Below are 11,875 nucleotides of genomic sequence, written 5' to 3' on the forward strand. Positions count from 1 at the left end.
GGTCTTTACGCGAAAGTCCCGTGGCAGTGCTTGTATTTCTTGCCGGAGCCGCAGGGGCAGGCTTCGTTGCGGCCGACCTTGCCCCAGGTTGCGGGGTTGTTAGGGTCGCGGTCCTCGGGAGCGACGATGGCGGTGCTTTCCTGGCGTACCAGAAGGGCCGTTTCGCCGCCTTCGAAATCATTCTCGCCGGTGGTGCCGTCAATATGCGTGCCGAACATGTCGGGCGCTTCCGGCGGCGGCGCTTCGGCGGCCTGGCGGACCAGTTCGACGCGCATCAGCTGCGCGGTGACGGCCTGGCGCAGATTGCCAAGCATCGCCTGGAAGAGCTCGAACGCCTCGCTCTTGTATTCCTGCAGCGGATCGCGCTGGGCGTAGCCGCGGAAGCCGACGACCGAACGCAGATGGTCGAGATTGACGATGTGCTCGCGCCACAGATGGTCGAGCGTCTGCAGCACCACGGAGCGCTCGACATAGTTCATCACCTCGGGACCGAAACGGTCGGCGCGTTCTTTTGCCGCGGCGTCGGCGGCTTGAGAGATGCGCTCGCGAATGTCGTCCTCGGCGATGCCTTCTTCCTTGACCCAATCCTCGATCGGCAGGTCGAGATTGAGGAATTCGGCGACCTCGGCCTTCAGGCCGGCGACGTCCCACTGTTCGGCATAGGCGTTTTCGGGAATGGCCTTGGCGACGATCTCGTCGATGACGCCCGCGCGCATCTCGCCGATGGTCTCCGAAAGGCCCTCGCCGTCCATCAGCTCGATGCGCTGCTCGAACACCACCTTGCGCTGGTCGTTGGAGACGTCGTCATATTTCAACAGGTTCTTGCGGATGTCGAAGTTGCGCGCCTCGACCTTCTTCTGCGCCTTTTCCAGCGCCTTGTTGATCCAGGGATGGATGATGGCCTCGTCTTCCTTGAGGCCGAGCTTCTGCAGCATGCCGTCCATGCGCTCGGAGCCGAAGATGCGCATCAGATCGTCCTGCAGCGACAGGAAGAATTTCGATCGACCGGGGTCGCCCTGGCGGCCAGAGCGGCCTCTGAGCTGATTGTCGATACGGCGTGACTCGTGGCGCTCGGTGGCGAGCACGTAGAGGCCGCCGGCGGCCAGCGCCTTTTCCTTCAGGCGCTCGACGTCGGCATTGATTTCCTTTTCTCGCGCTTCGCGTTCGGGGCCTTCCGGCATGTCGCCCAGCTCCTCGGCAATGCGCATCTCGGCATTGCCGCCGAGCTTGATGTCGGTGCCGCGGCCGGCCATGTTGGTGGCTATGGTGATGGCGCCGGGCTTGCCCGCCTGGGCGACAATTGCCGCTTCCCGCTCGTGATGGCGGGCGTTGAGAACCTCGAAATCCGTGAAGCCTTCCTTGCGCAGGCGCTCGGCCAACTGCTCGGACTTTTCGATTGAGGTCGTGCCGACCAGTGTCGGCTGACCCTTGGCGCTGGCTTCGCGGATCTCCCTGACGATCGCCTTGTACTTCTCCTCGACCGTCCGGTAGACCTCGTCGTCCTCGTCCTTGCGGATGACCGGCAGGTTGGTCGGGATCTCGGTGACTTCGAGACCGTAGATGTTGCCGAATTCCTCGGCTTCGGTCAGCGCCGTGCCGGTCATGCCGGAAAGCTTCTTGTAGAGGCGGAAGTAGTTCTGGAAGGTGACGGAAGCAAGCGTCTGGTTCTCCGGCTGGATCGCCACGTGTTCCTTGGCTTCAAGCGCCTGGTGCAGGCCTTCCGAATAGCGGCGGCCGGGCATCATGCGGCCGGTGAACTCGTCGATGATGACGATCTCGCCGTTGCGCACGATGTAGTCCTTGTCGCGCTGGAACAGCCGGTGCGCCTTCAGCGCGTTGTTGACGTGGTGGACGATGGCGACGTTCTCGACATCGTAGAGCGACTCGCCCTTGAGCAGGTCGGCATCGCGCAGCATGTTCTCCAGCTTCTCGGTGCCTTCCTCGGTGAAGATCGAGGTCTTCTGCTTCTCGTCGATCTCATAATCCTGCGGCTGCAGCTGGATGATGAAGGTGTCGATGGTGTTGTACATTTCCGAACGGTCCTCGAGCGGACCGGAAATGATCAGCGGCGTGCGCGCTTCGTCGACCAGAATGGAATCGACCTCGTCGACGATCGCGTAATTGTGACCGCGCTGCACCATCTGGGCGCGCTCGTACTTCATGTTGTCGCGCAGATAGTCGAAGCCGAGCTCATTGTTGGTGGCGTAGGTGACGTCGGAGGCGTAGGCGACGCGACGCTCCTCGTCCGACAGGCCGTGGACGATAACGCCGACCGAGAGGCCGAGGAACTTGTAGACGCGGCCCATCCATTCGGAGTCGCGGGTGGCGAGGTAGTCGTTGACGGTAACGACATGGACGCCGTTGCCGGCGAGCGCGTTGAGATAGACCGGCAGCGTCGCGACCAGGGTCTTGCCCTCGCCGGTGCGCATCTCGGCGATGCCGCCATTGTGCAGCACCATGCCGCCGATCAGCTGGACGTCGAAGGGGCGCATGCCAAGCACGCGGCGCGCGGCCTCGCGGGCGGTTGCGAAGGCTGGGATCAGCAGATCGTCGAGGCTGGCGCCGTTGGCGATATCCTGGCGAAATTTTTCCGTGCGGCCGGCAAGCTCGGCATCGGAGAGCGCCCGCATCTCGTTTTCCATGGCGTTGATCGCCTCGACACGGGGGCGGGTCGATTTGACACGACGGTCGTTGGAGGAACCGAAAACCTTACGGGCGAGACCGCCGAGACTGACCATCCAATGGTCCTTTCGATAGAATTCTCAATCTTGAGACAGGCGCCGGGCGGCCCCATCACATCCACGTGAACGCACCGCCTGAATACGGGCAAACACAAAAAGCGCCCGGAAAACGGTTCTGGACGCCAAGTCGATGGACAGATAAGAGGGGGCTCAACTGATGTCAACGCCGCGCTGGCCCTGCCGGTCGCGCCAAATTCCGCCACAATCTGGCTGATCTGGAAGCCACCCTCCCTACAATCCCTGACCGGAGTCATCCTTATGTCCTTGTTGTTCAGCCGTGCGTCGCTTGCCAGCCTTGGCCTGGCCCTCGGCCTGTCGGCTCTTTGCCTGTCGCCTGTCACGGCGCAGGAGACCGCTCCCGCCCCGGCCGCCCCGGCGGACGCGGCCGCCCCGGCCGCGGCGCCGGTCGACCCGAATACGGTGATCGCCACCGTCAACGGCCAGCCCTTGACCGAAGCCGATCTGGTGCTTGCCGAAGGCGAGCTGTCGCAGCAGTTCGCGCAGTTGCCGCCCGAGCAGCGCCGCGCCGCGGCACTTTCGGCGGCCATCGAAATTCGCGTCATGGCAGCCAAGGCGGTCACCGACGGTCTCGACAAGGATCCTGACTTCCAGCGCCGCATGGCTTTCCTGCAGCAGCGCGCCCTGCATGGCGAGATGGTCGAGAAGGGTGTGGTCGACAAGGTCACCGACGCCGAGGTTCGCGCCCGCTACGACCAGGAAATCGCCAACACGCCGCCGGTCAACGAGGTGCATGCCCGTCACATCCTCGTGAAGACGAAGGAAGAGGCCGAGGCGATCATCAAGCAGCTCGACGGCGGCGGTGATTTCCAGAAGCTCGCCAACGAGCACACCAGCGATCCCTCGGGCAAGTCCAATGGCGGCGATCTTGGCTGGTTCGGACCTGGCCAGATGGTGCCGGAGTTCGACAAGGCGGCCTTCGCGCTCGAGGTCGGCAAATACACCAAGGAGCCGGTGCAGACGCAGTTCGGCTGGCATGTCATCAAGCTCGAGGACAAGCGCGCCAAGCAGCCGCCGGCCTTCGACGACGTCAAGGACCAGGCCAAGCAGGCGGTCATCCGCGACAAGTATTTCGCGCTGGTCAAGTCGCTGCGCGCCGGCGCCAAGGTCGAGATCCCCGACGCCAATCTGAAGAAGGCCGTCGACACGCTGGAAAGCGCCAAGTAGGACGCAATCGCGAAGGCGCGGCGAGTGATTGCTCGCCGCGCCTATTTTTTTGCCGTTTTTTAGCGCCTGGGCGTGACGATGCCTCGCGTGACATAGCCAACAGCGGTTCGTATCGTGGCTTCATCGACGTCGAGGCGGTTGGTCAAAAGATGCTTCCAGGCGAAGGACCCGATCAGATCGGCGACCACCTCTGAATCGATATCGTCGGCAATTTCACCCCTTGCCTTGGCGCGGTCCACGATCTGGCTGTTGTGAGTCCGGCGCCCCGTGGCATAGCCGGCGAGCGCCGCGCCGGAGGTCTCGTCCGATTGCGCCTCGGCAATCAGCGACCTGTACACGCTGCCCGAAGGCGTGTCGCGCCAATGCGCGAACAGGTTTTTCAGGAAGCCGACGAGGTCTTCTTCCAAGCTTCCGCTGTCTGGGATGTCGACGCGTTTCTGGCGCTGATAGACTTCGAGCAGCAATGCCGCCTTGCTTGGCCACCAGCGATAGATGGTCGGCTTGCCGGCGCGCGCGCGGCGCGCCACGGCCTCGATCGAGAAGCCGGCATAGCCGCCTTCGACCAGCACTGCCTCGGCCGCCTCCAGAATGGCGTCCGCGCTGTCGGGATTGCGCCGCGCACCGATCGATCTGCGCGCCGTATCCGCCTCCTCGGCCATGCCTTTCGTCCTCGTTTCAATTCGCTGGCAATGATAAGTGATCCCGCCTGCCCAATGTGGAAGATCATAGCGCCACGGACCCCGGCGACGCCAACAGATTTGAAATGCAAGCTTGATCCTGAACGGGTTTGCCCTCCGCGGGAGCGACGAAAACGCGCTTGCACCGGCTCGCCGTATCGGGCAAACCGGCCTTCCCTTGCGATTTTCCCGCCCGAGGTCTGAATGTCCACGACGATTTCCCCGCTTGCGCCGAAGAAATACCCCAAAATGCCAGAAATCGAAGGGGTGCGCATCGCCACCGCCGAAGCAGGGATAAAGTACAAGGGCCGCACCGACCTGCTGGCCATGGTGTTCGATGCAGGCACCGCGGTCGCCGGCGTGTTCACCAGGTCGAAATGTCCCTCGGCGCCGGTTGATTTCTGCCGCCAGAACCTTGGCTCGGGCAAGGCGCGGGTGCTGGTCGTCAATTCCGGCAACGCCAACGCCTTCACCGGGCAGAAGGGCCGCGAATCCACCGCGCTGACAGGCGAAGCGGCGGCGAAGGCCGCGGGCTGCACGGCAGGCGAGGTTTTCCTGGCCTCGACCGGCGTCATCGGCGAACCGCTCGACACGGCCAAGTTCAGCCATCTGCTCGCCGGACTGGTCAGCGACGGCAAGCCGGACCTGTGGACAGAGGCGGCAAAGGCCATCATGACCACGGATACATATCCGAAAGTGGCGACGGCGACGGTCAAGCTCGGCGACGCCGATGTCACCATCAATGGCATTTCCAAAGGCGCCGGCATGATCGCGCCCGACATGGCGACGATGCTGTCCTTCATCGCCACCGACGCGCCGATCGCGGCTCCTGTCCTGCAGGACCTGTTGTCGCGCGGCACGGCCAAGACGTTCAATGCTGTCACCGTGGACAGCGATACCTCGACCAGCGACACGCTGCTGTTGTTTGCCACCGGCAAGGCGGCAAAGCGCGGCGCGCCCGAGATCACCGATCCCAGGGACGCCCGCCTTGGCCAGTTCCGCCGGGCGCTCGGCAAGGTGCTGAAGTCGCTGGCGTTGCAGGTGGTGCGCGACGGCGAGGGCGCCCGCAAGCAGGTCGAGGTCACCGTCACCGGGGCCAAGTCGGCCCGCTCGGCCAAACGCATCGCGCTGTCGATCGCCAATTCGCCGCTGGTCAAGACGGCGGTCGCCGGCGAGGACGCCAATTGGGGCCGCGTCGTCATGGCCGTCGGCAAGGCCGGCGAGCCCGCGGATCGCGACCGGCTGTCGATCTGGTTCGGCGACAACAGGCTGGCGCATGAGGGTGAGCGCGACCCCAGCTATTCGGAAGAAAAGACCTCGGCCTATATGAAGCGCGACGACATCCGCATCCGCGCCGATATCGGCATCGGCCGCGGCAAGGCGACAGTGTGGACCTGCGATCTCACCAAGGAATATGTCGCCATCAATGGCGACTACCGGAGCTGATCGCCTTGGTTTCGCGTCATCCCGCAAGCATGCTCGCGACCGTGCGCCGCTATGAGGCGGCCGGCTTTCGCGCCTGGCCCGCGGCCGCCGTCCACTATGACGGCACCTGGGTGGTGCGCCTAACCGCCGGTCATCCGGCCAAGCGGCTGAACTCGGTCAATCCGCTCGATCCCGGCGACATCCAGCACATCGCCGACCGCATCGGCCGCGCGAGCCGCCGTTTCGACGCGTACGGCCGGCCGCTGACGTTCCGCATGTCGCCATTGTCGGGTCCCGATCTTGCCAGTCATCTCGACAAGGAGGGCTGGAGCCGGTTCGACGAATCGCTGGTCATGCGGCTGCCGCTGGCCGACGCGCAGCTCGACGCCGCCATGGACCAGATCCCGCTCAAGGACATCAGCCGCTTCATCGGCGCATTGCTCAAGGTCAGCGGATCGGACGTGTCGCTGCGGCCGGGCCTGTCGGAGATCATCGGCGCTATCCAGCCTGAAGCCGGGCTGTTCGCACTCGAGGATGGGACGGAGCCGCTGGCGACGCTGATCTGCGTGCATGACGGCGATCTGGCCGGCCTGTTCGAGGTCGCTACCGACAAGGCGGCGCGCAACAAGGGCCACGGCCGCAACCTGATCCTGTCGGCGCTGAAATGGGCGAGGCTGCGCGGCGCACGGGAAGCCTGGCTGCAGGTCGAGGCCGGCAACGCGCCGGCGCTGGCGCTCTACCGCGCGCTCGGCTTCGAGGAAGTCTATCGCTACCACTACCGCCGGCCGCCTGTTCATGGGTGAAATCGGACATGAATGATGTGCAATCCAGCGGCAAGCGCCTGCTTCTGGTCGCCGCTTGCGCGCTGGTCGATGCCGATGGTCGGGTGCTGCTGGCGCAGCGGCCGCAAGGCAAGCAACTCGCCGGCCTGTGGGAGTTTCCCGGCGGCAAGGTCGAGCCGGGCGAGACGCCGGAACAATGCCTTATCCGTGAACTGCAGGAGGAGATCGGTATCGAGACCGAGATCCCATGCCTGGCGCCGCTGACCTTCGCCAGCCATTCCTATGACGACTTCCACTTGCTGATGCCGCTTTTTGTCTGCCGCCGCTTCCGCGGCATCGCCCAGCCGAGGGAAGGGCAGGCGCTGAAATGGGTGCGGCCCAAACAGATGCGCGACTATCCGATGCCGCCGGCCGATGCGCCACTGATCCCCTTCCTGATCGATCTCCTTTGAGGATTTGATTGGACCACCGTCCATATCAGCCAGCGTTAATGGAAGATTTATCTCATCATGAAAAATTGATGCATGGCCGTTTTTCGTGCGGCCGCCGCCATTTCGCTGGGGAGCGATAGAATGAGCCTGGACAGGGATTGGGATTCGATCCGGCCCGAGCGCGGCTTTCGTGTCGCTGATGCGGGCATGGGCGTCCTGCGCCTCACGCTGCTGTTCGGATCGGCCGCCGTGGCGCTGGCGTTGATCGCGACCCCTTTCCTCGACAGCCAGGCGCGTTCGCAAACGGCCCGCGACGGTTTCCCCGGCCTGGACATGACGGCTACCGGTTCGATCAGCCATCGCAGCACCTATACGGTACGCCGCAGCGTGCTGCAGGCCGATCCGGGAGGCGTCTGCATTATCCGTTCCGATGGCAAAAGCAGTGGCGACTGCTGACAAGGCCAGGACATTTCCGACGGTCGGCGACTTCACCGCCTGTTAAGCCTTTGCCGTTAACCTTTCTTAACAGATCCGCGGTAAAAGTTTCGGCAACGGGGATCGAGGTCATGAAAACAGTGCTGGTGCGTTTTCTGGAGGACGAAAACGGCGCCACGGTCGTCGAATACGGTCTGATCATTGCCGTGCTATCGTTGACGATCATCGGCGGTATCGGCCAGGTCTTCAACTCGCTGACCTGGCTGTTCAGCGACAACTCCAGCAGGCTTGCCAACGCCTTTGCGCAATGAGGCTGGTGCCTGCGAATAGGTCAATGCCCATCAGGTCCCTCCAGTATAGTCTTCAGCGAAACCTTGGCTGAACCGGGTTTCAGCGGCTTTTGCTGCGATGCATCGGGCGCCCAGCCGGACATCCAGACCGTCGAGAAGCTTGCCCTGATACGACCGTCGGGGTCGGAAAAGCGTTCGGCGTAGATTTCCGCGGCGCGGGCAAACAGCTGGCGCGTGCCCGGCCGCCGGCTGCGATCGGCCAGCGCGTTGGTTTCGCCCATGGCACGCAGATCCGCCATCAGGGCAAACGGGTTGGCATAGCGCACCGTCACCGTCTCGACGTCGGCGACCGGCAGCGCGAAACCGGCGCGCTGCAGCAACGCACCGGCATCGCGTACGTCGGTGAAGGGGATGACGCGAGGGCTGACGCCGCCGTAGAGCTCTGTCTCGGCGGCAAGCAGGCTTTCGCGCAGTTCCGCAAGCGTGCCGGCGCCTGCGAAAGCGCCGAGGAAAAGTCCGTCCGGCCGCAGCGCGCGACGGACCTGGATCAACATGCCCGGGATGTCGTTCATCGCCTGCAGTGACAAAAGCGATACCACCAGATCAAGACTTTGCGGCTCGAACGGGACGGTCTCCGGCGGTGCAATCAGCCCGGCGGCACCGTTCAGGAAAGCCGCGGCCGTCTCGACACGGGCGAGATCCGCCACCTTGCCGCTCCGCGCAAGGACATCGGCCGCGGCCGATGTCTGGCAAAACAGCACCGCCGCCTTGGCGAACTTTCGCTCGACGGCGCCCAGCCGGTCGGCGAGATCCTCGGCGGCACGGCGCATGAGGAAGTCGGCGCCGTCAACCGGGCGGATGAGCGCGCGCCGCTTGTGCGCCAGCCACAGAGAGGTGTCCATTATAGGCTGCAAGGGATTGATCCTTGTATGTCGGCGCCTTGATGTGATTGGTATTGGTGGCGCCGAGGAACCAATCACGTGGCCGATCCGATGCCCAAGATCAAGTCCGTCGAGATCAGGAAGCTGGCCGGGTCTGCTGCACGGTCGGCTCTGGGCTGGCCGGCGCGCATCCTGTTTCCGCCGGTCTGCGCCGGTTGCCGCCGGCAGGTCTCGCAGCCCGGTGTGTTGTGCGGCGGCTGCTGGCCGAAGCTGCGGCTGCTGGAGCGGCCCTGGTGTCCGGTGATGGGCACGCCGTTCACCCATCACATGGGCGATGGTTTTCTGTCGGCGGAGGCGATCGCGGATCCGCCTCCCTTCGAACGGGCACGGGCCGCGGTCGTCTACTCCGGCGTTGCCCGCCAGATGGTGCAAGGGCTGAAATACCAGGACCGCACGGATCTCGCACCCTGGATGGCGCGCTGGATGGTTCGTGTGGGCGCCGAGCTCATCGCCGACGCGGATGTGGTGGTACCGGTGCCGCTGCATTGGCGCCGTTTTTTCAGGCGGCGGTTCAATCAATCGGCGGAACTGGCGCGCGCGGTTTGCGAGCTCAGCGGGCTGCCTTTCTCGCCCTCCGCCATGCGGCGCGTGAAACTCACCCGCCAGCAGGTCGGACTGGAGCGGCAGGAGCGCGAGGAAAACGTACGCGCCGCCTTTCGCGTGCCGGCAGAGGCCGAGATCGAGATTGCCGGCCGCAGGGTGCTTCTGATCGACGATGTCTACACCACCGGCGCCACCGTGCGTGCCGCCACCAAGGCGCTGAAAAGGGGAGGTGCGGCCGCCGTCGACGTGCTGACCTTTGCCCGTGTGTTGCCGGGGGACTTCCGGGCGGACGAGTCCGTGACTATATAAGTCGGCAACGGAAGCGGAATTCGTCATGGTCGATGTCACGATCTATACGCGCATGATGTGCGGCTACTGCACGGCGGCCAAGCGGTTGCTGGAGCGCAAAGGCGTCGCCTATACCGAGCACGACGCTTCCTTCTCCCCGGAACTGCGCCAGGAGATGATGTTGCGGGCCCACGGGCGCACGACCTTTCCGCAGATTTTCATAGGCGACACACATGTCGGTGGCTGCGACGACCTCCATGATCTGGAGGCAGAAGGCCGACTGGACAAACTGCTCGCCAACGGCTCGTCGATTTGAGGGGTATGACAATGGGTGTTTTCAAGACGGCGGGTGTTTTCAAGGCGGCGGCAGTGCAGATGCGTTCAGGCGAGAGCCCCGAGCGCAATGCGGCCGATATGGAGCGGCTGGTGCGCGAGGCCGCGGGCCAGGGCGCGATCTATATCCAGACGCCGGAGATGACCGGCGCATTGATCCGCGACAAGGAAGCGCGTGCCGCCTCCTTCACCTCGCAGGACAAGGACATCGTTGTCGCAACCGCGCGGAAGCTCGCCAGTGAGCTCGGCATCTTCCTGCACGTTGGCTCGACCGCAATACTGCGCGCCGACGGCAAGCTCGCCAACCGCGCGCTCCTGTTCGGACCCGATGGCGCGACGCTCGCCACCTACGACAAGATCCACATGTTCGACGTCGACCTCGATAACGGCGAAAGCTGGCGCGAATCCGCCGCCTATGAGCCGGGGACCGAAGCCGTCGTTATTCCGATCAACGATGCGAAACTAGGCTTTGCCGTCTGCTACGACCTGCGTTTTCCGCAATTGTTCCGTGCCGAAGCGATGGCCGGCGCCGAGGTGCTGACCGTGCCCGCGGCCTTCACCCGCCAGACCGGCGAAGCGCATTGGCATGTGCTGCTCAGGGCACGCGCCATTGAGAACGGCGCCTATGTCGTCGCCGCCGCGCAAGGCGGCCTGCACGAGGACGGCCGCGAGACCTATGGGCATTCGCTGATCGTCGATCCGTGGGGCCGCATCATCGCCGAAGCCGCGCATGACGAGCCAGCGGTGATTGTCGCGGAGATCGACCCGGCGCAGTCGCTTGCCGCGCGCAAGAAGATCCCCAATCTCAGGAATGCGCGGGATTTCACCATCAATACCGGCGAGGGGCCGCGTCTCAGGGGCGCCGCATCTTGATCCGCTTTTCCCTGATCTGCGAAAACGAGCATGAGTTCGAGGGTTGGTTTCGCAGCAATGACGATTTCGACACGCAGAAGAAGCGCGGTTTTGTCGATTGCCCCAGCTGCGGCTCGCACAAGGTCGAGAAGGCGCTGATGGCCCCGGCCGTTTCCACGGCCCGCAAGCAGGAAACCATAGCGCTTGCCATGGGCGAGGCGCAGAAGCAGGCGCTGGCGCAGCTGAAGGCGATGGCCGAGAAGGTGCGTGAAAACGCCGACTATGTCGGCGACAAGTTCGCCGAGGAAGCGCGCAAGATCCATTTCGGCGAAACCGATGCGCGCGGCATCTATGGCGAGGCGACGCTGGAAGAGGCCAAGAGCCTGGCCGAGGACGGCGTCGAGTTCATGCCGATCCCGGTGTTTCCGGACGACCGGAACTGAGCGATCAGCTCACGCTGCCGATCAATTTTTCCAGCAGGTGCGAAAGCGTTTCCCGTTCGGTCTGTGTCAGGCCGGATAGGATCTGATGCTCGTTCGCCACATGGGCTGCAACGGCCTCGTCGATCAAGGCGAGCCCCTTTTCGGTCAGCCGCACGACGATGCCGCGCCGATCGTTGGGGTGCGGTGCACGCAGGATCAATCCGGCCTTTTCCAACCGGTCGAGCCGGTTGGTCATGGCGCCTGATGTCACCATCGTCGCTTCATAGAGAGCGGTCGGCGTCAGCGCGTAAGGCGAGCCGGAGCGGCGCAGCGTCGCCAATACATCGAACTCTCCCGCCTGCAGTCCGAAACGGGCGAACAGCGGGGCGAGGCGATCGCGTGCTATCAGCGAGGAGACCTCATTCAGACGCCCGATCACGGCCATCGGCGATACATCCAGGTCCGGCCGTTCCCGCTGCCATTGCTCGATGGCTTTCCCAGCGCGGTCCATCTATCTCACCATAGTGTAT

At 64.1% G+C, this 11,875-nt stretch carries 14 protein-coding genes; 10 read left to right on the forward strand and 4 right to left on the reverse strand.

The features are described from left to right. Positions 1-5 precede the first annotated feature (5 nt). A complete protein-coding gene (gene secA, locus MESAU_RS08150) occupies positions 6-2,738 on the reverse strand; it encodes a preprotein translocase subunit SecA (RefSeq protein ID WP_015315583.1) in 2,733 nt (910 codons plus the stop codon). A 261-nt stretch (positions 2,739-2,999) separates the two neighbouring features. Between secA and MESAU_RS08155 the strand changes: the two genes are divergently transcribed. Beyond that, positions 3,000-3,926 (forward strand): peptidylprolyl isomerase, encoded by a 927-nt coding sequence (locus MESAU_RS08155; protein WP_015315584.1) that lies wholly within the window; start codon positions 3,000-3,002, stop codon positions 3,924-3,926. A gap of 59 nt (positions 3,927-3,985) precedes the next feature. Here the strand turns inward: MESAU_RS08155 and MESAU_RS08160 are convergent, their stop codons facing one another. Further along, positions 3,986-4,585, reverse strand: a complete 600-nt coding sequence (locus MESAU_RS08160; RefSeq protein ID WP_015315585.1) for a TetR/AcrR family transcriptional regulator — start codon at positions 4,583-4,585, stop codon at positions 3,986-3,988. A 222-nt stretch (positions 4,586-4,807) separates the two neighbouring features. On the opposite strand from MESAU_RS08160, the gene argJ reads away from it, so the two are divergent. The 5 genes from argJ to MESAU_RS08185 all read left to right on the forward strand — a co-directional run bounded on the left by argJ (position 4,808) and on the right by MESAU_RS08185 (position 7,987). After that, entirely contained in the window at positions 4,808-6,049 is a 1,242-nt protein-coding gene (gene argJ / locus MESAU_RS08165) for a bifunctional glutamate N-acetyltransferase/amino-acid acetyltransferase ArgJ (protein ID WP_015315586.1), read from the forward strand. Positions 6,050-6,078: 29 nt separating this feature from the next. Beyond that, positions 6,079-6,831: a GNAT family N-acetyltransferase gene (locus tag MESAU_RS08170; protein ID WP_041163313.1), complete on the forward strand. Its 753-nt coding sequence runs from the start codon at positions 6,079-6,081 to the stop codon at positions 6,829-6,831. 8 nt (positions 6,832-6,839) lie between these two features. Further along, positions 6,840-7,262, forward strand: coding sequence for a (deoxy)nucleoside triphosphate pyrophosphohydrolase (locus MESAU_RS08175; RefSeq protein ID WP_015315588.1), 423 nt, complete (start codon positions 6,840-6,842; stop codon positions 7,260-7,262). 120 nt (positions 7,263-7,382) lie between these two features. Beyond that, positions 7,383-7,697, forward strand: coding sequence for a hypothetical protein (locus tag MESAU_RS08180; RefSeq protein ID WP_015315589.1), 315 nt, complete (start codon positions 7,383-7,385; stop codon positions 7,695-7,697). A gap of 110 nt (positions 7,698-7,807) precedes the next feature. Next, positions 7,808-7,987, forward strand: a complete 180-nt coding sequence (locus MESAU_RS08185; RefSeq protein WP_015315590.1) for a Flp family type IVb pilin — start codon at positions 7,808-7,810, stop codon at positions 7,985-7,987. A 20-nt stretch (positions 7,988-8,007) separates the two neighbouring features. On the opposite strand, the gene MESAU_RS08190 is transcribed toward MESAU_RS08185, so the two are convergent. After that, positions 8,008-8,880 carry a methyltransferase domain-containing protein gene (locus tag MESAU_RS08190; protein ID WP_015315591.1) on the reverse strand — a complete coding sequence of 291 codons (873 nt, stop codon included), beginning with the start codon at positions 8,878-8,880 and terminating at the stop codon, positions 8,008-8,010. Between the two features lie 66 nt (positions 8,881-8,946). Here MESAU_RS08190 and MESAU_RS08195 point away from each other — a divergent pair, with 66 nt between their 5' ends. The 4 genes from MESAU_RS08195 to MESAU_RS08210 are packed head-to-tail and all read left to right on the forward strand — an operon-like array spanning position 8,947 to position 11,366. Next, positions 8,947-9,759 carry a ComF family protein gene (locus MESAU_RS08195; RefSeq protein ID WP_015315592.1) on the forward strand — a complete coding sequence of 271 codons (813 nt, stop codon included), beginning with the start codon at positions 8,947-8,949 and terminating at the stop codon, positions 9,757-9,759. A gap of 25 nt (positions 9,760-9,784) precedes the next feature. Further along, on the forward strand, positions 9,785-10,054 hold the full coding sequence (grxC, locus tag MESAU_RS08200; protein ID WP_015315593.1) for a glutaredoxin 3: 270 nt from the start codon (positions 9,785-9,787) through the stop codon (positions 10,052-10,054). 11 nt (positions 10,055-10,065) lie between these two features. After that, positions 10,066-10,944 (forward strand): carbon-nitrogen hydrolase family protein, encoded by an 879-nt coding sequence (locus MESAU_RS08205; protein WP_015315594.1) that lies wholly within the window; start codon positions 10,066-10,068, stop codon positions 10,942-10,944. Next, entirely contained in the window at positions 10,941-11,366 is a 426-nt protein-coding gene (locus MESAU_RS08210; protein ID WP_015315595.1) for a DUF1178 family protein, read from the forward strand. Before MESAU_RS08205 ends, MESAU_RS08210 begins: the two co-directional genes overlap by 4 nt. 4 nt (positions 11,367-11,370) lie before the next feature. Here MESAU_RS08210 and MESAU_RS08215 read toward each other — a convergent pair whose 3' ends face one another. Then, on the reverse strand, positions 11,371-11,856 hold the full coding sequence (locus MESAU_RS08215; protein ID WP_015315596.1) for a MarR family winged helix-turn-helix transcriptional regulator: 486 nt from the start codon (positions 11,854-11,856) through the stop codon (positions 11,371-11,373). Positions 11,857-11,875 lie beyond the last annotated feature (19 nt).

It is taken from the genome of Mesorhizobium australicum WSM2073 (assembly GCF_000230995.2).
GTDB lineage: Bacteria > Pseudomonadota > Alphaproteobacteria > Rhizobiales > Rhizobiaceae > Mesorhizobium > Mesorhizobium australicum.